The sequence below is a fragment of the Rhodococcus sp. OS5 genome (genome assembly GCF_056837585.1).
This window is the reverse complement of record NZ_CM166368.1, coordinates 1850989-1870730: the sequence shown is the minus strand read 5'-3', so window position 1 is coordinate 1870730 and position 19742 is coordinate 1850989. Positions and strand designations below refer to the sequence as shown.

Sequence of the window (19742 nt, the reverse complement as noted above, 5' to 3'; positions counted from 1 at the left end):
TCAGCGAAGTGCGTGCCCCAGCTCGGCGGCCTTTGCCATCAGTTGCGCGGCATCTCGGGCAACAACAACCTCGTCGCAGATCTCCGAATACTCCGGCATCGCGCACGATGCCTGGTTCCAGTAACGCTGTGGTTCAGGCGTGATCCAGGCCAGACGGTGGACCTTTCGGCGGAGTTCCTCGAGCTTGTCCGCCTGCGGGGGCAACCCGTTGCACCGACCGTCGCCCACGATGATGACAGACGTCCGTGAGTTCAAGGTGTTTCCGTGCTCGTCCAACAATTCTGTGAGCACCCGCCCGTAATCGCTGCTGGCTTCCAGATCCAGAACCGGGTGCGCGAGTACCGCGGCCAGTGCGCCGTCACCACTACTGGCGAGAAGGGTGTCGGTCACGTCGACCGGACGATCGACGAAGGCGAGGACTTCACAACGATCTGCTCGGCGATGCATTGCCTGAGCCAAGCGCAGAGTGAACGCGGTGATGGGGCGCACGGACAGCGACACGTCGGCGATGAGAAGTAGTCGAACACGATCGGGGCGAGGAGCTTTCACGACCAGATGGAAGGGAATTCCGTCGGTGCGCAGACTCGAACGCACCGTGCGTCGCATGTCGAGATGCCCACGAGAGCGCTCACGGGGCCGAGGTCTGGACGGTCCTCTCATCCGCCGAAGCACTTCGTGGCACGCGAGTTCGATGTCGTTGTGCGTTGCGCCCGCTGCAGATTCACTGTCGGGCGCATCGGGAGCGGTTTCGGCGAGTGCAGCTGCCGAGAGTGCTTGCACGAACGCTTCGACCGCCTCGACGAGCCGGTTCAATTGTGCTTGCGTCAACGGCCCGTCGTCGGAGACATCTGCATACGCTTTGCTCGGGTCGTAGGCATCCAACCAGGCGAGGATCGACGTCGGATCGTCCCAGGACAGCGAGCCGACCACTGCTGCAGCAACACTGGTGCTCAGGTCACCGACCACCGCCGATGCTGCACGGTCCACGTCGACCGTGTAACTGACTCCGCGTCGACCGGTCTCCGAACCGGTATCGACCGACAGTTCGGCATCGCTCGACGTCATCGACACATCGTCGTCGTCCTTGTGCGGGTTGAAGCCCTTCTCCGCTTCCGGAGTGTCGAAGTAGTCGCCGACCTCGGCCGCACGCTCGTTGTACTCGGCGTACCGACCAACTTCTTGATCCTCGTCGATCCCCAGCGCGGTGGGCAGACCGTCCGCCACCTCGGCGCGCGAACCCATCCGCTCGCCGTGCGCTTTGCCTGCGGCCGGCCGGAACAGCGCGTCGAACGCCCGATCGAAACCGGCCTGCTCGTGAGAGTACTTGGCGCACACTGCCCGAAGACATGCTCGCAACGTCTCACGATCCGAAGCGCCGACCATCGCGAGAACACGCCGAACCTCGATGACCTCGGCCGGTGACGCGGAAACTCCGGCCGCCCTCAGCAATCGGCCGAAACTCGCGGACACCACGTCGAGAACAAAGGACGGTTGCCACACGGCAAGGCCACCGAGCGTCGTCATCGCGTCGAACGGATTCCGCTGCCGCCGCGGATTCCCTGTTGATGAGGGTCACGTCCACCCGTGCCCCGGAACACGGCCGTCGTCGTGTTGGCGGGTTTGCTTGCCACCGTGGCCCGCTCGATCGGCTCGCCACCGTCACGCGACGATGATTCGAAACGCTTTCCGTCGAATCGTTCCTTGGCCAGCGTCACATCGGACGAGTACTTGAGCAACGCCGTGAGCAGGATGTCGCGCACCTTGGCGTCGGAAGCGGTGTCGAATCCGCCGGCCGCGAGCACTGTTGCCGCTCTGGCCGCGTCGATGACCTCCGAGATGGACGGACTCTTGCGCAGCGGGAGGTCACGCAGGATGCGAGCCAATTCGACGACCTCGGTGGCCGTAGCCGAATCCACCTCCGGCGCTCGGGCCGTGACGATCTCGCGTTCACGCTCCGACGTCGGATAGCCGAGATGGTAATGCAGACAACGACGCTTGAGTGCGGGTGAGAGCTCGCGGGTGTCGTTGGACGTCAGGATGACCCAGGGCTGCGAGCGGGCAACGAACGTACCGACCTCGGGAATGGTGATCTGCTGTTCGGCGAGAATCTCGAGGAGCAGTGCTTCCATCGACTCCTCGGTGCGGTCTACCTCGTCGACCAGAAGCACTACCGGATCGGGTGAGAGGATTGCTTCGAGCAGCGGTCGTACGGACAGGAAGTTCTCGGAGTACAAACCGAAATCCTGATCGGCCAGAAACTTGGACGCTTCGGCGACGCTGTCGAATTCGGAAACCTGATCGCTGATCCGGTCGCGGAGCATCTGCACGTGCAGGAGTTGCTTCGCGTAGTCCCATTCGTACAGGGCGCGATTGTCGTCCAGCCCTTCGTAACACTGCAATCGCACCAGTTTGCGGCCCCCGATCGCAGCCAGAGACTTAGCCAGTTCCGTCTTGCCGACACCGGCCGGACCTTCGAGCAGGAGCGGACGCCCCAGCGCCGTCGCCAGATGAACGACTACCGCGAACTCGTCATCGGCAATGTAGTCCTGCTCTCGCAGAGCATCTTTCACTTCGATTCCGCTGGAGAAACTGCGACCGGACATGGAATACCTTTCGATAGGGGCACAGCCCATGTGCGCCTTTTTGGTAGTGCGGGCTACCAAAAAGGCGCACGGGGCCGAAGGCCCTGCTAGAAGTACGACTTGTTGATCGCGTGATCGACAACCGGGATCATCGACTCCACGGTGACCTCACGGGGATTGCCCGGGGTGCACCAGTCGTCCTGAATGTGCTCGGAGATGGCGCGCACAGTCTTCTCGTCACCCTTGATGACATCACCACGGCCCTCGTACTTCTTGGTGTTCATCTGGTTCTTCGCGTACGAGTCGGTGCGAACCTGACCGAAGTTGTCGGGGATACCGACGTCCTTGGCCAGACGGATGGCAGCCTCGACGGCAGCATCCGCGGCCTGAACCGTGGTGAGGTTGCGAGTGTCGACACCGAGTGCGCCGGCCAACTGGGCGTAGCGCTCGTAGCGCGAAGGCAGGTTGTACTCCCACACACGCGGCAACGCGATTGCGTTGTTCAAACCGTGGTGGCTGTCGAAGAAGGCACTGACCGCGTGCGAGATCGAGTGAACGATGCCGAGCCCACCGGAGTTGAAGGCCTGCCCGGCAATGTACTGCGCGTTCATCATTCCCTCGCGGGCCTTGAGGTTGCGCGGCTCGAAGACGGCCTCGCGCAGGTTCTTCGCGACCAACTCGACCGAGTAGATCGCGTTACCGAGCGAAGGCGCGAAATCGAGACGAGACACGAAAGGCTCACTGCCGTGCGCGAGTACGTCGAAGCCGCAGTACGCGGTGAAATGCTGAGGGCAGGTGTAGTAGAGCAGCGGATCGTCGATCGCCAGGGTGACGATGGTCGCCTCGTCGAAGCCCACCCACTTGTGCGGGTTGTTCATGTCCGACGTGTCGGTGATGACGTACGCCCACGACGTCTCGGAACCCGTTCCGGCCGTGGTGGATACGGCGATATGGGGCGGGTTCTCCTTGTTGGTGGACTTGGCGAAGCCCTCGAACTCGTTGATGTTGCGACCGTCGTGTGCGATCACGACGCGAGCGCCCTTGGCGGCGTCGTGGCTCGAACCACCGCCGATCGAGATGATCGAGTCGCACTTCTCCTTCTGGTAGAGAGCCGCGGCCTCCATGACGTTGTAGTCCTTGGGATTCGACTCGACCTTGTCGTAGAGCACGACCTCGACACCCTGGTACTCGATCTTGCCGACGAGTTCCTCGATGATGCCCGAACCGCGCAGACCGGTCGTCATCAGAAGGGTGCGCTTGAAGCCGAGGTTCTTGGCCTCCACCCCGATGATGTCGTGAGCGCCCACACCCATCAGGGCGCGAGGGAAGGGGTGGAACTCCTTGATGGGAAAGTCCCAGATCTGGTTGAGCTCGATAGCCATCGGTATCTCCTCAGGGATGTGCACGAATGTGACTGCGGGAGGGATTCGAGCCGAATCTTTGTGACCGGCGTCTCACCTGGTTCCCACTGTGTACCGACAAACAGCCCGTGCACAGACTTCGGCAGCTCAACCGCCCGGACGCCGCTCACGAACCGCCCGTTCGGGCAGGTCGACGCCACCCCGGACTGCCAGGACGGCTGGATCAGACCGCCGTGGTTCCCGCTGATCGGGAACGTGTTGCTCGGCGACTACGATCCCCAGTAGCTTTTCATCACTGCTAACATTGAACTAGAACACGTTCTAGATGTTGCACTTCACTGACCTGCGCTTTACCCAGCTTCACGAGAGGACTAGCTTCGCGATGACGACAGTCGAGGTACCGCACAGCTCGCGATCGGCGGTACTCACCGTGTCCGGAGTCATCGAAGAGACTTCCGACGCCCGGTCGCTGGTGTTCGAGATTCCCGCAGAACTGAAGGACAAGTTCGACTACAAGCCAGGTCAATTCCTGACCCTGCGCATCCCGAGTGATCAGACCGGCTCGGTCGCACGCTGCTACTCGCTGGCCAGTTCACCCTTCACCGACGACGCCCCCAAGGTGACCGTCAAGCGAACCGTCGACGGCTACGGCTCCAACTGGTTGTGCGACAAGCTCCAGGTCGGCGACACCATCGAAGTGCTGCCGCCGTCAGGTGTCTTCACGCCCAAGTCGCTCGATCACGACTTCCTGCTCTTCGGTGCAGGCAGCGGTATCACTCCGGTGATCTCGATCCTCAAGTCCGCCCTCACGCAGGGCAGCGGCAACGTCGTGCTGATCTACGCGAATCGCGACGAGAAGTCCGTCATCTTCGGCGCCGAACTTCGCGAATTGGCAGCGCAACACCCCGGCCGCCTCACCGTTGTCCACTGGATCGAAACCGTGCAGGGACTCCCCGCCGTCTCACAGTTGGCGACACTGGCCAAGCCATTTGTCGCGTACGAGGCCTTCATGTGCGGTCCAGGCCCCTTCATGGACGCCGTCCACAAGGCACTGGCAGAGGCCGGCATGCCCCGCACGCAGGTTCACGCCGAGGTCTTCAATTCACTCGCGGGTGACCCGTTCCGTGACGTCGAGGTAGCCGAGGTCTCCGACGAGGAAGCAGCCGACGCCGCAACCGTCGAGGTCGAACTGGACGGTGAAACCCACACCCTCGTCTGGCCGCGCAAGCAGACGCTCGTCGACATCATGCTCGCCAAGGGCCTCGACGTGCCGTACTCCTGCCAGGAAGGCGAGTGCGGGTCGTGTGCCTGCACCGTCACCGAAGGCGAAGTTCAGATGGACAACTCCGAAATCCTCGACGCCGAGGACGTGGCGAACGGCTACATCCTCGGTTGCCAGGCGAAGCCGATCACCGATCACCTGAAGATCGAGTTCTGAACCCTGCTTCGATGCATGACGGCCCCTGATTCCCTGCGGAATCGGGGGCTTTGTCATGTTCGGAGTCTCCCGAGTCATCTTCCGAGTCCCGCCGCGAAACCCACGCAGGCGCCGTTGTGGGCAACCGCCACAGCGCAAGAATCAGTGCGAGGGTCACGATCAGGAAACCCTCACGAAAGACCAACCCGAACGACAGCAGGAGCGGCGACGTCTCGATGAACTGCTGTCCCATACTCGGCCCGCAGTAGACGATCGCCAACCCCAGAGCGGCCGCACCGAACTGCAGCGGCGATCGAAGCCGAAAGAGAACCGTGACGGCGGCAGGCACGAGATACACCCAGTGGTGAATCCAGCTGATCGGCGAAAGAATCGGCGCGCTCAATCCGATCACCAACGCCGCATCGACCGCTCGCCCGACGCGATAGACATCTCGGGCGATCCATAGCGCTACCCCCGCGCACAGCACGGTCGACGGCATCGCCAGAGACGCTGTCCATGGGCCCAGCGCGGCAAGTCCGCCCTGCAGCGAACTGTTGCCGGCACTCGCGATCGCCTGCCCGCTCAAATCCACCCGGTCGCTGAGGTTCCAGACGACGTCCGACCAGAAGGTCCAGCTGACGGCCGGGTCCACCACTGCTGCGACGGCGGTCGCCGCGGCAAATCCGATCGAACTCCAGATCGCGAGTCGCCACTGCTTCGTGACGACGAAGTAGACGATGAAGAGAGCCGGAGTCAGCTTGATCGCGGCCGCGACGCCGATCAGCAGTCCTCGCGGAAACCACCGGCCGAATCTCGAATCCTCTCGGCGAGTCACATCGAGCAGTACGAGCACCATCAGCACCAAGTTCACCTGGCCGAATGAGATGTGCGCACTGACGATGGGGGTCACCGACACGGCCAGGACCAATGCCGCCATGACGAGCGGCCGCTTGGGGACGCGAGCGGGAGTGAACCTCGCAACCGTCCACACCAACGCCGCGATGCACAATCCCGACCACAGCAGATAGGCAGTCCACCAGTCGAAGAGGACAGTCGGCCAGAGGAAGATCACCGCGAATGGGGTGTAGGTGAACGGCATACCCTCTTCGACGATCAACGGGCCGGACAGATTGCCCTCGTAGATGTTCGATCCCGCTGCGAACGCCTGGGCAGCGTAGCGGTAGACGAGAAAATCAACGGGTTCGACGGCTCGAACGGAGAACACGAGATAACACAGAGCTGCGACGCCGGCAGCGATCAGTGAACCGATCGTCACAATTCGAGACGCCTCGACACGGGTGGCGGGCATACCGAGAATCGTCCCACAACCTACCGAGCGGTACTTCGCTAGCGGGCCGCCCGGAAGTGCGCTCGCTCTTCTGCGGTCAGGTGTTCGCACGCGTAGCTCAGCGCCGTGCGTCCCATGTCTGCTGCATTCTTCGCGAGGAAACCGGTCAACAAATCCCGGTCCACCCGCTTGCCCACCTCGCGGAGCATCCAGCCCGTCGCTTTCTGGGTCAGGTCTCGTCGATCACCCAGCACCTGCGCGGCAAGTTCGAGCGTGGTCGACCCGTCGCCGCGAGTGATGAATCCGTACGTCGTCAGCAGCGCCACCCGTCGTCGCCACAGGTCACCCGAATCGGAAAGCTCGAAGATCAGCCGGCGATCTCGGTCGTACAGCCAGCCGCCGAGGATCTGTCCGGCGGACGAATCCACGAGATCCCAATTGTTCACCCGCCCGTCCTCGACAGCGCTGAGATAGAAGTCGGCGATGCGGGAGCGACTCTCGTCGTCGAAAAATTTTGGGCGACTGACTTTTTCGAATCGAGCAACAAGGATCAACAGACCGGCCAAGCGATGCTCGTGGACGTCGCTGTCGAGAAGGAGGCGTACCTGAGGCAACTCGAGACCGACATGCTTCTTCACCACCGAACGCGTCTTCGGTACTCGCACGCCGATGAAGACGTCACCCTCGCCGTACTCCCCCGGCGCTGTCTTGAAGAACTTCTGTAGCTGGACGGCATCCGCGGGATCCGCGAGGTCGGCCAACTGTTCGATCACGTCCTGGGCACTCGATTGCGTCACCCCAGAACCTTCTCACGGGTCGTCTGTGCGGACTCTTCGATTCTCTCAGCGTCCTCACACCGTGTGCCCTGCTCGGCCACAGGTCGGCAGACGACACTCGAGGACAGTCAGTGAAAGGACCACCCATGATCACCGCCGCTATCGCATTCACCACTCTCACCCTCATGGCACTCTCGGGACATATCGCGGCCAGCGCTCCGCGCGGGCTCGTGGCAATCCGGACGAATAGTCACAAATCTTGATATTCGAGCCTCCACATCGCCTCTAACTGCAACGCGAATGCAATTGGCGGAGAGTTGATCTCGATCTGCCGCGGGCGTGTACTACAGGTGGACACACTCTCGTCTTTGGAGGTCTCGTCATGAAGTCGTGGAATCGAATGCAAGATGCCGTCGCGGTGGTTCTCGGCGTCTTTGCGGCTCTCTCGCCGATGTGGCTCGACACCACCGATCGGGCAATGTGGTCACTCGTCGTCCTGGGTGTCCTGGTTGCACTGTCGGGTCTGGCGCACATGGCACGTCCGGACATGGCCATGGCGGATTACGCGATGGGCGTTTTCGGCGTCTTGATGTTCATTTCACCCTGGGTCATGAGCTTCGACGCTCTACGCGGTGCGTCGTGGACGGCCTGGGTGGTCGGGGTCCTGACCGTTGTGGTCGCGGTGAGTGCGATGCCGGTGATGAGTGCGCGGATGCATCACGGGGGTCACGGCGGCGTAGCCGCCCATTGACAGAGCGGAGTAGCCGCCCGTTGATGAATGGCTGAATACAGGTTGGATCAGGCTTTGATCGCGCCCAACAACCGCCCGGCGTCGAAGGCTTCGGCGCTGGGCGGTAGTGCGCCCGGACGACCGCTCACAAACACCTCGACGGTTCCCGATCCTTCGCCCACGGCACCGAGCCCGTCGATCCGCCGCAGAGTCTGTCGTGCAACGGCTTCGGCGCTGTCGAAGAGTGTGACGCCGGCGGGTAGCCGTGCTGCGATCTCGTCGGCGAGCAGTGGGTAGTGCGTGCAGCCGAGGACAACGCCGTTGACGTCGTCCGGCGTCCGGGCCACTGCGGATTCGATGGCTGCAAGTGCGGCTGCACGATCACCGAGGTCTATCGAATCGGCCAAGCCGTGGCACGGCACCCCGACGACTTTGGCGCCGTTGCCGAACTGTTCGATCAGATCGGCTTGGTACCGGCTGGCAGTCGTCGCGGCGGTAGCCCAGATCGCCACTGAATCGCACGCGGCGGCCGCGGGCTTGATCGCGGGCACCGTTCCGATGACCGGCACACCCGGTCCGACCAGTTCGCGGACGTGTGGGAGAGCGGTGACGCTCGCGGTATTGCATGGAAGAACGATGACCTGAGCCCCACGATCGAGGCTCCGCCGCACCGCACCGAGTACCCGGTCGACGACCCACGGCTCGGGCTTGGGCCCCCAGGGGGCGCCGTCCGGATCGAGGGACAGCACAAGATCGAGATCCGGGCGCAGGCGTCTGAGCCACGCAGAGGTAGGGAGCAGGCCCAGTCCCGAGTCGATGAGTGCAACGATCACCGCACAAACCTATCGCCTCGGAACCGGTCCTGCCTCATCCGTTCAGGCCGGTGTGGACTCCAACACGTCCGAGATGGGCGTGCCGGCTGCGATCTTCGCGCGCATCTTCATCACAGCTCCCGCGCTACCGCCGCCGACGACAGCTGCCAGCACACCGTCGCGCTCGTAGTAGGCGACGAACTTTCGGCCGTCGTCCTTCACGATGTGAACGGTGTCCGTGGGTGCGACGGTCCCCAATGCCTGGATCTTGACGTCGTACTGATCGCTCCAGAAGTACGGAACCTGCGCCGGCGCGTCCGGATCACCCGTTCCGGTGATCGCTCCCGCCAGGATCTTGGCCTGGTCCCCAGCATTGGTCCAGTGTTCGACACGCTTGCGTCGATCTCCGATCTGCCAGGACGCGACGTCGCCGACCGCCCAGACGTGTTCGGTGCTGGTGCGGCCGACGCCGTCGCAGAGCACTCCGTTGTCGAGTTCGATCCCCGAACCGTCGAGCCATCCCGTGACCGGCACAGAACCGACTCCGATCGCGACCACGTCGACCGGGATTTCCGAACCGTCGCTCAAGGTCGCAGCGGCAACCGCTCCGTCGCCGGACAACGAGGTCAAGCCCGTACCGACTCGGACGTCGATGCCCTCGTTCCGATGCAGACGTTCGACGAGGGCGCCGACGGTGGGGCCGAGCACCGACGCCAGCGGCGTCGGCTGTGGTTCGAGCAACACGACGTCGACGCCGTGAGACTTCATGCTCGCGGCCAGTTCGCAGCCGATGAAGCCGGCCCCGACGATCAGCGCACGCTTACCGGGAGCAAGGTCGGCGCGGAGGGCCAACGCTTCCTCGATGGAGCGCAGAACGTGCACTCCGGACAACTCCGGAAGGCCGGCGATGCGACGCGGAGTCAGTCCGGTCGCGATGACCAACTCGTCGTAGTCCAGGGTGGATCCGTCGGCGAACGCCACCGACTTGGCGACCGTGTCCACCGAGGTTGCCGGCGAACCGAGCTTGAGATCGACCTTGTTCTCGACGTAGAACTCGGCCGGACGCAAGGTCGTCTCGTCCTTGTCGCCGCGGATCACTTCCTTCGACAACGGAGGCCTGTCGTAGGGCAGATGCGTTTCCCCACCCGCGAGCGTCAATTCACCTTCGAAACCAGCTCGTCGCAGTTCCTCGACGGTCCGCAGTCCCGACAAACCCGCACCCACGATCACTATCCGTGCCACCACGTACCACCCTGTCCGACCCACGTCACTTGCAGCGCTCACTATGAACGCCGTCACTATTTGCCTCCGACTCTGCCATACCAAATGCCGGAGTAGGTGTGGTGCATCCCGCATGGTCACCTACCAGTCACTACAGTTGGAGGTACTTCAGACGCACGCACTGACACATGAGCAGGGAGCCCCCATGACCAGCGATTCCAGTGAAAAGAACAGCGTCCGATTCGGCGCCGACGGTGGCGCGGAACTAGTCAGCACCCAGGGTAAGACGATCATCGCCGACGCCGTGGTCGCCAAGATCGCCGGTATCGCGACCCGCGAGATCAACGGCGTGTACGACGTCGGCGGGGGCACAGCGCGTGCGGTGGGGGCACTTCGCGACCGCATACCGGGCGCCCGCGTCAACCATGCCCAGGGTGTGGCGGTGGAGGTAGGCGAGAAACAAGCCGCCATCGACATCGGCATTGTCGCCGAGTACGGCGTCGCACTCCACGAACTGGCGGTAGGTATCCGCCGCAACGTCATTGCCGCAGTGGAGAGCATGACGGGTCTCGAGGTCACCGAGGTCAACATCACCGTCTTCGACGTCATGCTCTTCGAGGATGCAGAGAGCGGCGGCAGTACCGATCCGGAAGCCAAGCCGAGGGTTCAGTGAGTACCGCCGACGCCGGCCGCGAGATCGACGCGGCCGAGGTAGTCGCCGACGCAGTTCTTGCCATCCCGGAAGTGGCAGATTTGCACGGAGGACAGTTCGGCGAAGTGGGAACCTACCTCCCCGGACGCCGCATAACCGGCGTCGTCGTCGACGAAAACTCTTGTGCTGTACACATTTCCGTTCACTATCCGGCCGACGTTCGCAGCGTCGCCGAACGCGTACGAGCGGTGGTGGCGAGATTGGTCGACGTACCGGTGAACGTGACCGTCGGCGACCTGTCGACAGCGGGATATCTACCCGTTGATTCCGAAAATGCAGTCACCGAGCCTGCCACCGTCACAGACATTGCACCGAACATTCGAGAAGGGAACTGACATGAACAGCACCACCGTCGGACTGCTGGTCGGTCTGCTCCTCGCACTCGCCGGAATCATGGGTGGGTTCAGCGGTTTCGTCTTCGCAGTCCTGCTCGGCGCCGCCGGTATGGCGATCGGAGCACACCGCGACGGACATCTCGACCTCGGCGCGATCCTCCGAAGCCGTGGCCGTGGCTGAGCCGTCCGATCCCAGCGCAGCGGACGATCCTGGCCTACGCGGCTCCTTGGTCATCAAGGACCGTGCGATGGCCAAGATCGCCACGGCCGCAGCGGTGAACGTCCCGGGGGTGGTCCGCCAGTCCGGTGGCTTGACCCGCCTGACCGGACGCGATCTTCCGCGAGCCGACATCTCGATGGGTAGCGACGCCGTCGCGATCAATCTCTTCCTCGCCGTGTCCTGGCCGTGTTCGGTCACCGAGTTGACCGGCCGGGTGCGAACGGAAGTCGGTCGCAGCGTCGAATCGCTGACCGGGCTTCCACTCCACGACATGAACGTGATGATCGCGGCAACCGAGGGTTCTGACGACTCCTGTGTTTCCGGCGTCGAGATCGCGGAGGGCCCGGCACAGCAGGCACTCTCGGATCCGATTCCGCCGCGGGTCCCCTCTGCGAACCCGGCGGCCGCGGTTTCGGCCGTCGTCATCGCGTGTGGTCTACTCGCACTCGCCTTCGTCGTCTCGCGCGAATGGTTCATCAACCGTGGAACTTTCGAATCGGCACCCTGGATCCGAAACTCCGTGGAGTGGACGTCTCGTCTGCACTGGCAACCGTGGCTACTTCCGGTGGCGATCGCTGCCGTTGTCGCGGGTGTTGTCCTGATAATGTCGGCGATCAAACGCCGTGCGAAAACCCATGTCCCACTCGGGAACCCGAGCGCATCGACGGTGTGGATGCGGCCGACTGACATTGCACGTCTGTGCAGTAGCCACGCAGCGGTCGTTCCCGGCGTCGGCTCGGCTCACACCAGCGTCGACCGTAAACACGTCAAGGTTCACATCGAATCGACCGGTGGCGATCGAGCTGAACTTGCCGCAGCCGTCGACGCGGCGGTTCGGCCCCACCTCGCGATACTGCAGCGGCCACTGCAACTTTCGGTTGTCGTGCGAGAAACTGTAGTACGACGAAAGGACGCCTCGTGAACCGTTGGATCTCCGCGGTCGATCGGATCATCGTCCTCATCGTCGGAATCGCACTCCTCGCGGCGGGCGCATACGCCATCGCGTGGGACGCGGGCGCGTCGCTGATTCGAACCTGGGTGTCACGCCTCGATCGGGAGGTCCTCTTCGGCCTTCCGGAGGAGCCTTGGTGGCACTGGGTACTGTCGGGCACCTTCGTCCTCTGCGTCTTCGCCGGTTTCGGGCTGTTGTACCTGAACCTTCGCCGGCGCCGTACGAGCGCAGTCACATTGCGGCACAACGAATCCGGTACCGACGTCAGCGTGGATCTCGGACCCGTCGCTGACGGCGTAGCGGCCGAACTCGCTCAACTGATCGGCGTGCGGAGCACCAAGAGCAAAGCGACGGTCGATCGCGGACTGCCGACGCTGTCGATTGTCGTCACTGCAGATCCGTCGATCGACGTCGCCGGATTCACCGCTTCGGCCGAACGCATCGCCAGCGCAACCAGGCGCAGCCTCGACGGCTCAACCGTCGCAGTACAGGTTCTGCTGCACCTCGACCGGGTGGAAGCCAACAAGTAAGTAAGAAGCACGCAGGCACCCGATCACCGAACACTCGATCACAGGCCACTCGATCACAGACACAGAAAAGGCGCTCACTCCCCGAAGGGAATGAGCGCCTTTTCAGTGCTGTGAATCAGCTAGCGAGACAAGAGTCTCACTTGATGATCTTGGCAACCTTGCCGGCGCCGACCGTACGGCCGCCTTCGCGAATTGCGAAGCGCAGGCCCTCGTCCATGGCGACAGGCTGGATCAGCTTGACGGACATCTCGGTGTTGTCACCGGGCATGACCATCTCGGTGCCCTCAGGCAGCGTCACGACGCCCGTAACGTCCGTGGTACGGAAGTAGAACTGCGGGCGGTAGTTGTTGAAGAACGGGGTGTGGCGGCCGCCCTCGTCCTTCGACAGGATGTATGCCTGGCCCTCGAACTCCGTGTGGGGAGTCGTGGTGCCCGGCTTGACGACAACCTGTCCACGCTCGACATCTTCGCGCTTGATGCCACGAACGAGCAGTCCGACGTTGTCGCCGGCCTGGCCCGAGTCGAGCAGCTTGCGGAACATCTCGATACCCGTGACCGTGGTCTTGGTCGAGGTTTCCTTGATGCCGACGATCTCGACCTCTTCGTTGACGTTGACAACGCCACGCTCGATACGACCGGTGACAACGGTGCCACGGCCGGTGATCGTGAAGACGTCCTCGACGGGCATGAGGAAGGGCTTCTCGGTCTCACGAATCGGGTCCGGGATGGACTCGTCGACAGCAGCCATCAGGTCGAGAATGGACTGCGTCCACTTCGGGTCACCCTCGAGTGCCTTGAGTGCCGAGATCGGAATGACGGGGGCTTCCTCGTCGAATTCCTGAGCGGCCAGCAGTTCGCGGACCTCCATCTCGACGAGCTCGAGGATCTCGTCGTCGTCAACCATGTCGGCCTTGTTCAGGGCGACGAGGATGTAAGGAACGCCAACCTGGCGAGCGAGCAGGACATGCTCGCGCGTCTGGGGCATCGGGCCGTCGGTAGCTGCGACGACGAGGATAGCGCCGTCCATCTGAGCTGCGCCGGTGATCATGTTCTTGATGTAGTCGGCGTGACCCGGTGCATCGACGTGCGCGTAGTGGCGCTTTTCCGTCTGGTACTCAACATGCGAGATGTTGATCGTGATGCCACGAGCCTTTTCCTCGGGAGCCTTGTCGATCTGATCGAAGGCCGAAGCCTCGTTCAGGTCGGGGAATGCATCCGCGAGAACCTTGGTGATGGCCGCCGTCGTCGTGGTCTTGCCGTGGTCGACGTGACCAATGGTGCCGATGTTCACGTGCGGCTTCGTCCGCTCGAACTTCGCCTTCGCCACTTTGTGTCCTCCTGGACTGTTGTTGCTTGCCGTATGCAGCAGTGCGGTTGGTTGTTACTAGGTCGTGCTTCGTGCCGGAAGAAACCGAGGTTACTTGCCGGCGCGGGCTGGGGAGCTCGCTGTGCTTACTCGCCCGTCGCCTTGGCGATGATTTCCTTCGAGACGTTCGCGGGAACCTCTGCGTAGGAATCGAACACCATGGAGAAGTTCGCTCGGCCCTGGGTCTTCGACCGCAGGTCACCGATGTAACCGAACATCTCCGAGAGCGGAACCAGCGCCTTCACGACACGGGCACCACTGCGTTCCTCCATGGCCTGGATCTGGCCACGGCGGGAGTTGAGGTCGCCGATCACGTCGCCCATGTACTCCTCGGGCGTTGTGACCTCGACAGCCATGAGCGGCTCGAGAATGACGGGGCCGGCCTTGCGGGCGGCTTCCTTCAGTGCCTGCGAACCGGCAACCTTGAACGCCATTTCCGAGGAGTCGACGTCGTGGTAAGCACCATCGAGCAGCGACAGCTTCAGGTTCACGAGCGGGTAGCCGGCGAGAACACCGTACTGCATCGCGTCCTGCGCACCGGCATCCACGGAGGGGATGTACTCGCGCGGGATACGTCCGCCGGAGACCTTGTTCTCGAACTCGTAGGTAGCACCGTCTTCACCCACGAAAGGCTCCAGAGCGATGATGACCTTTGCGAACTGGCCCGAGCCACCCGTCTGCTTCTTGTGGGTGTAGTCGTGCTTCTCGACCTTCTTGGTGATGGTCTCGCGGTACGCAACCTGCGGCTTACCGACGTTCGCCTCGACCTTGAACTCGCGACGCATGCGGTCGACGAGGATGTCGAGGTGGAGCTCGCCCATACCGCCGATGACGGTCTGACCGGTCTCTTCGTCGAGCTCGACCGAGAAGGTCGGGTCCTCTTCGGCGAGCTTCTGGATCGCGACGCCCAGCTTCTCCTGGTCGGACTTGGTCTTGGGCTCGATGGAGACCTGGATGACCGGCGCGGGGAACGACATCGACTCGAGGACGATGGGGCTCGCCTGATCGCACAAGGTGTCACCGGTGGTGGTGTCCTTGAGGCCGATCATTGCGTAGATGTGGCCGGCTACGGCCTCGTCTACCGGGTTCTCCTTGTTGGCGTGCATCTGGAAGAGCTTTCCGATGCGCTCCTTCTTGCCCTTGGTTGCGTTGAGCACCTGAGCACCCGGATCGATACGACCCGAGTACACGCGGACGAAGGTCAGCTTGCCGAAGAACGGGTGAGCAGCGATCTTGAAGGCGAGAGCCGAGAACGGCTCGTCCTTGCTCGGCTTGCGAGTGATCTCTACTTCTTCGTCACCGAGCTTGTGGCCGATGACCTCGCCGATGTCCAGCGGGTTCGGAAGGTAGTCGATGACAGCGTCGAGCATGGGCTGAACGCCCTTGTTCTTGAACGCGGAGCCACAGAGAACCGGGTACAGCTCGGAGGCGACCGTCATCTTGCGGATGGCGCCCTTGATCTCCTCGATGGTGAGCTCTTCGCCGCCGAAGTACTTCTCCATGAGAGCTTCGTCGGACTCTGCAACCGTCTCGAGCAGCTTCTCGCGGTACTCGGCAGCCTTCTCGACGAGATCCGCGGGGATCTCCTCGATGGTCGGAGCGGTTCCCGTCGGGACCACGCCGCGCCAGGTGATGGCCTTCATCTCGACCAGGTCGACGACGCCGTCGAAGTCGTCCTCAGCGCCGATGGGCAGCTGGAGAACGAGCGGCTTCGCGCCCAAGCGGTCGATGATGGTCTGGACTGTGAAGTAGAAGTCCGCGCCCATCTTGTCCATCTTGTTGACGAAGCAGATGCGCGGAACGTCGTACTTGGCAGCCTGACGCCAAACCTGCTCGGACTGCGGCTCGACACCCTCTTTACCGTCGAAGACAGCAACTGCGCCGTCGAGCACGCGCAGCGACCGCTCCACCTCGACCGTGAAGTCGACGTGGCCGGGGGTGTCGATGATGTTGATCTGGTTGTTGTTCCAGAAGCAAGTCACGGCGGCAGACGTGATCGTGATGCCGCGTTCCTTCTCCTGCTCCATCCAGTCCGTCGTCGACGCACCGTCGTGCGTCTCACCGATCTTGTAATTGACACCGGTGTAGAACAGGATGCGCTCGGTGGTGGTGGTCTTGCCGGCATCGATGTGCGCCATGATGCCGATGTTGCGGACCTTGTTCAGGTCAGTCAGCACTTCCTGTGCCACAGGTTTCTTCCCCGCTCGTTGCTTGGTTTTCGGGTGTCGGCCTTATCGGTGTGTTCCACCGTCAGGGCCATGGTCTTTCAATTATGTCTCTGCCGAGGCGAACCTGGCCACCTGCGTCCGGAATCCGTCGCGATGATCAGGCCGCCAACGGCGACAAGCGTCGGAGCCCCACCCGATGGCAGTTGCTCCGACGCTTTACATCACCAGCGGTAGTGGGCGAATGCCTTGTTGGCTTCGGCCATCTTGTGAGTGTCTTCGCGACGCTTCACAGCTGCACCGAGGCCATTGCTGGCATCGAGGAGCTCGTTGGCGAGACGCTCGACCATGGTCTTCTCACGACGTGCACGCGAGAAGGTGACCAGCCAGCGCAGTGCCAGCGTGGTGGAACGACCGGGGCGAACCTCGACCGGCACCTGGTAGGTAGCGCCACCGACGCGGCGGCTACGAACCTCGAGTGCAGGCTTGACGTTGTCCAGGGCGCGCTTGAGGGTGACGACCGGATCGGTGCCGGTCTTCTCGCGTGCCTGCTCGAGAGCCTGGTACACGATTCGCTCTGCGGTGGACTTCTTGCCGTCCAGCAGGATCTTGTTGACGAGCTGCGTCACCAACGGGGAACCGTAAACCGGGTCGTTGATGAGCGGGCGCTTCGGAGCGGGGCCCTTACGTGGCATTAGCTCTTCTCCTTCTTGGCGCCGTAGCGGCTGCGTGCCTGCTTGCGACCCTTGACACCCTGGGTGTCGAGGGAGCCGCGGATGATCTTGTAACGGACACCCGGGAGGTCCTTCACACGACCGCCACGGACGAGCACCATGGAGTGCTCCTGAAGGTTGTGACCTTCACCGGGGATGTACGCGGTGACCTCGACCGAAGTCGTGAGGCGAACACGTGCGACCTTACGGAGCGCGGAGTTCGGCTTCTTGGGGGTGGTGGTGTACACGCGAGTGCACACGCCACGACGCTGCGGGCTGCCCTTGAGGGCTGCCGTCTTGACCTTGGCGGTCTTGTCGCGGCGACCCTTGCGGACCAGCTGGTTGATGGTTGGCATTTACCGGCTTTCTTGTGACGAACAGACTGCTCGAGCGAACTCGGGCCGTTCGAAAACGTGGCTGTTCTGAAATTAGGGATCTAGCAGTTGGAGCAAGAGAGCTGCTGCTCCTCACCCACCTCAGAGTCTGTACTCAGCACTTTCATGCCGCGCACTGCCCCCGAGGTCGGGCGTGTCGCATACCCCCACACAGGCAGCCGGATGCTCGTTCATCAGCAGTTTCTGCTCGAACGCGCGCACGGCAATACCTAGCTAGGCACACAGATCGGCCCGGGCATGCCGGACACGACCCATAACGATACCTGTCGGCGCGCCACGAGGTCAAAGCGAGGCCACGGTGATAGTGACCTCACGCTCTGACCAGAGACTCTGGCTGCACACTCAGACCACGCAGCCGGACCGGTCGCGATCAGATGCTGCGGTTCAACGTCAACGCGCCGAGCTTTGCCGCAGCCTCGCACGGATCCGCGCCGCCTTGCGGCTCGGTGACCCACCAACCGAACACTCCCCCGGCCGGTGCGCTCGCGCTCACCCCGCAGCTCTGCGGATCGGCCGGCTGGCGAACCTGGTACCCGCCACTGCCGTTGATGTCGATTTTCGCCACCACGTATCCCAGGTGCTCGAATGCAGCGCGCTCGTGATCGAGGGTGCCCGTCTCGAACCAGTTGAAGGTGATCTTGATCGGACCCGCGGCGCCGATGCCGTCCCAACGGCAGATAGCGCCGAAGAACCCACGCCCGACGGCGTCGGCACCCACGGCACCGGCGATCTGCTCGTCGGTGACGGCTTCGCATTCTTGGAGGACGTTCGCGAATTCCTGGCTGTCACTACCGCCGTAGCTGCCCTCCGCACGGGGAGTCCCGGTGACCACGGAGCCGCACCCCGTGAGTAGAACCAGCGACCCAGCCAGGGCGAGCCCGATCCTTACGCGCTTCACGGCGCCCTCGAACTTCACTGTGCCCTCGAAACTGTTTTTTCCATCAGATCCCGCGCCACCGTGCATGGATCCGCGGTCGGTGGCAGCAAACCGTAGGTGATCGACCAGTGCACGAAGTCTCCGCCGAACGCGATACCCAACTCGCACAACGAACCTGCCGTGGACGCGATGAAGCCCTGGTGTCCACCGATCGTGATGTCGTCGGCAGGACGTCCGAGCAGGTCGGACCCGGCCCGTTCGCGGCCGATCGGGCTACCGCGGTACCAGGAGAAACTGACGCTCGGACCGTTCGAACCGGCGACTTCCCACTGGCAACCGACGCCGTTGCGCGTCGTCGTCGCAAAAGTGCCGAGATTGAAGGCGTTGACAACTTCCTCGTCGGTCACCGAGCCGCATTCGGCGAACATCGGGCCCGGATCCGTAGGTGCGAGTGCCTGCGAACCCGCACCGTCGCCCGGCTGATCGACGGACCCGTCGCCGGAGCTGCAGCCGACCACGGCCGAGAGCACGGCAGCCGAGACCAATACCGAAGTCCCGATCGAAGTGAGAGTGCGTGCGGCCATGGAGCCGACTGTACTTCTCGGTGGCCCCCGACACACGCCACGTGCGCGTCGAGAGCACCGGCGCCGGCCCCGCCGCTACCGATTCAGGGAGTTGCCACCGGTACCCGAACAAGCGTGGAATCCAATTGCGCCGCCCACTGTTTGACCACCTCGGTGCGTCGGCGCGAGTCGTCTGTCAAGACATCAGCCAGCCCCAGCCCGCGGGCCAGGTCCAGGGTCGCCTGTACCAAGCGGTGCGTCACCGGGTCGGAGTCGTCGACACCCAGACTCTCGACGGCCATGCGGTGCGCGATGCGCCCGAATCGTTCCTCGAGGGGCAGTACGCGGGCACGCAGGTCGGGGTCGGAGGCAGCGGCCGTCCACACCTGCAGTGCTGCTTTGAACAGAGTCCCGGTGTAGTACTCCACCAACCGCGAAATGATCGCCTCGGTTCGTCCGGCACCCACCGGAAGGTCGGTCGATTCCTTTCGTGCCTGATCCATCCGGGCGTCGAACATCACCTCGAGCGCCGCGGTGATGAGGTCCTCGCGGGTCGGGAAGTGATGCTGCATCGCGCCTCTGGACACCCCGGCACGCTGCGCGACGACGCTCATCGTCGTTGCGCTCCACCCGAGTTCGGCGAGACACTCCACAGTCACTTCGAGCAGGTGGGAGCGCGTGACTCGACTTCGGTCCTGCTTGGGCTCTCGAGTCATCGCGCCGCCAT

The 19742-nt window shown here is 63.1% G+C and carries 21 protein-coding genes; 7 read left to right on the top strand and 14 right to left on the bottom strand.

Translation table 11 applies throughout. The annotated features are described in order from the left end of the window. The 3 genes from madC to mdo form a co-directional block, all read right to left on the bottom strand. Entirely contained in the window at positions 1-1524 is a 1524-nt protein-coding gene (gene madC / locus ACVZUB_RS08870) for a MadC family VWA domain-containing protein (RefSeq protein WP_064074178.1), read from the bottom strand. Then, complete coding sequence (locus ACVZUB_RS08865; RefSeq protein WP_042453145.1) at positions 1521-2603, bottom strand: MadB family AAA-type ATPase; 1083 nt, start codon at positions 2601-2603, stop codon at positions 1521-1523. The genes madC and ACVZUB_RS08865 overlap by 4 nt, the downstream gene beginning before the upstream one ends. A gap of 86 nt (positions 2604-2689) precedes the next feature. Further along, on the bottom strand, positions 2690-3964 hold the full coding sequence (gene mdo / locus ACVZUB_RS08860; RefSeq protein WP_003942095.1) for an NDMA-dependent methanol dehydrogenase: 1275 nt from the start codon (positions 3962-3964) through the stop codon (positions 2690-2692). 361 nt (positions 3965-4325) lie between these two features. Here mdo and ACVZUB_RS08855 point away from each other — a divergent pair, with 361 nt between their 5' ends. Continuing rightward, entirely contained in the window at positions 4326-5381 is a 1056-nt protein-coding gene (locus ACVZUB_RS08855; protein WP_003941851.1) for a ferredoxin--NADP reductase, read from the top strand. Here ACVZUB_RS08855 and ACVZUB_RS08850 read toward each other — a convergent pair. After that, positions 5353-6669, bottom strand: coding sequence for a glycosyltransferase 87 family protein (locus tag ACVZUB_RS08850; RefSeq protein WP_228402037.1), 1317 nt, complete (start codon positions 6667-6669; stop codon positions 5353-5355). The two genes, ACVZUB_RS08855 and ACVZUB_RS08850, sit on opposite strands and share 29 nt — an antisense overlap. 38 nt (positions 6670-6707) lie before the next feature. After that, positions 6708-7445: a DNA alkylation repair protein gene (locus ACVZUB_RS08845; protein WP_482628299.1), complete on the bottom strand. Its 738-nt coding sequence runs from the start codon at positions 7443-7445 to the stop codon at positions 6708-6710. Between the two features lie 361 nt (positions 7446-7806). Here ACVZUB_RS08845 and ACVZUB_RS08840 point away from each other — a divergent pair, with 361 nt between their 5' ends. Next, entirely contained in the window at positions 7807-8175 is a 369-nt protein-coding gene (locus tag ACVZUB_RS08840) for an SPW repeat domain-containing protein (protein ID WP_003941901.1), read from the top strand. A gap of 47 nt (positions 8176-8222) precedes the next feature. On the opposite strand, the gene ACVZUB_RS08835 is transcribed toward ACVZUB_RS08840, so the two are convergent. Both ACVZUB_RS08835 and ACVZUB_RS08830 read right to left on the bottom strand, forming a co-directional pair. Beyond that, positions 8223-8987, bottom strand: coding sequence for a glutamate racemase (locus ACVZUB_RS08835; protein ID WP_482628298.1), 765 nt, complete (start codon positions 8985-8987; stop codon positions 8223-8225). A 42-nt stretch (positions 8988-9029) separates the two neighbouring features. Beyond that, on the bottom strand, positions 9030-10265 hold the full coding sequence (locus ACVZUB_RS08830) for an NAD(P)/FAD-dependent oxidoreductase (protein ID WP_230691564.1): 1236 nt from the start codon (positions 10263-10265) through the stop codon (positions 9030-9032). Between the two features lie 127 nt (positions 10266-10392). On the opposite strand from ACVZUB_RS08830, the gene ACVZUB_RS08825 reads away from it, so the two are divergent. From ACVZUB_RS08825 to ACVZUB_RS08805, 5 genes are read left to right on the top strand one after another with little or no spacing between them, the layout of a single operon-like run. Then, the gene (locus ACVZUB_RS08825; protein ID WP_003941912.1) at positions 10393-10860 is read left to right on the top strand and encodes an Asp23/Gls24 family envelope stress response protein; all 468 of its coding nucleotides are present in this window, start codon (positions 10393-10395) and stop codon (positions 10858-10860) included. After that, positions 10857-11234: a hypothetical protein gene (locus ACVZUB_RS08820; RefSeq protein ID WP_003941945.1), complete on the top strand. Its 378-nt coding sequence runs from the start codon at positions 10857-10859 to the stop codon at positions 11232-11234. Before ACVZUB_RS08825 ends, ACVZUB_RS08820 begins: the two co-directional genes overlap by 4 nt. Before the next feature lies 1 nt (position 11235). Beyond that, the gene (locus ACVZUB_RS08815) at positions 11236-11415 is read left to right on the top strand and encodes a hypothetical protein (RefSeq protein WP_003942043.1); all 180 of its coding nucleotides are present in this window, start codon (positions 11236-11238) and stop codon (positions 11413-11415) included. Then, positions 11402-12376: an Asp23/Gls24 family envelope stress response protein gene (locus ACVZUB_RS08810; protein ID WP_007728390.1), complete on the top strand. Its 975-nt coding sequence runs from the start codon at positions 11402-11404 to the stop codon at positions 12374-12376. Before ACVZUB_RS08815 ends, ACVZUB_RS08810 begins: the two co-directional genes overlap by 14 nt. Further along, positions 12373-12936: a hypothetical protein gene (locus tag ACVZUB_RS08805; protein WP_482628297.1), complete on the top strand. Its 564-nt coding sequence runs from the start codon at positions 12373-12375 to the stop codon at positions 12934-12936. Before ACVZUB_RS08810 ends, ACVZUB_RS08805 begins: the two co-directional genes overlap by 4 nt. Before the next feature lie 136 nt (positions 12937-13072). Here ACVZUB_RS08805 and tuf read toward each other — a convergent pair whose 3' ends face one another. The 7 genes from tuf to ACVZUB_RS08770 form a co-directional block, all read right to left on the bottom strand. Beyond that, on the bottom strand, positions 13073-14263 hold the full coding sequence (tuf, locus tag ACVZUB_RS08800) for an elongation factor Tu (RefSeq protein WP_003941926.1): 1191 nt from the start codon (positions 14261-14263) through the stop codon (positions 13073-13075). Between the two features lie 125 nt (positions 14264-14388). Further along, positions 14389-16491, bottom strand: coding sequence for an elongation factor G (fusA, locus tag ACVZUB_RS08795; protein ID WP_007728394.1), 2103 nt, complete (start codon positions 16489-16491; stop codon positions 14389-14391). 200 nt (positions 16492-16691) lie between these two features. Continuing rightward, complete coding sequence (rpsG, locus tag ACVZUB_RS08790; protein ID WP_003941856.1) at positions 16692-17162, bottom strand: 30S ribosomal protein S7; 471 nt, start codon at positions 17160-17162, stop codon at positions 16692-16694. Next, on the bottom strand, positions 17162-17536 hold the full coding sequence (gene rpsL / locus ACVZUB_RS08785; RefSeq protein WP_003941908.1) for a 30S ribosomal protein S12: 375 nt from the start codon (positions 17534-17536) through the stop codon (positions 17162-17164). The genes rpsG and rpsL overlap by 1 nt, the downstream gene beginning before the upstream one ends. Positions 17537-17945: 409 nt before the next feature. Further along, complete coding sequence (locus ACVZUB_RS08780; RefSeq protein ID WP_042453122.1) at positions 17946-18491, bottom strand: DUF3558 domain-containing protein; 546 nt, start codon at positions 18489-18491, stop codon at positions 17946-17948. Next, a complete protein-coding gene (locus ACVZUB_RS08775) occupies positions 18488-19036 on the bottom strand; it encodes a DUF3558 domain-containing protein (RefSeq protein ID WP_047268916.1) in 549 nt (182 codons plus the stop codon). The genes ACVZUB_RS08780 and ACVZUB_RS08775 overlap by 4 nt, the downstream gene beginning before the upstream one ends. 83 nt (positions 19037-19119) lie before the next feature. After that, positions 19120-19731 carry a TetR/AcrR family transcriptional regulator gene (locus tag ACVZUB_RS08770; protein WP_003942008.1) on the bottom strand — a complete coding sequence of 204 codons (612 nt, stop codon included), beginning with the start codon at positions 19729-19731 and terminating at the stop codon, positions 19120-19122. Between the last annotated feature and the right edge of the window lie 11 nt (positions 19732-19742).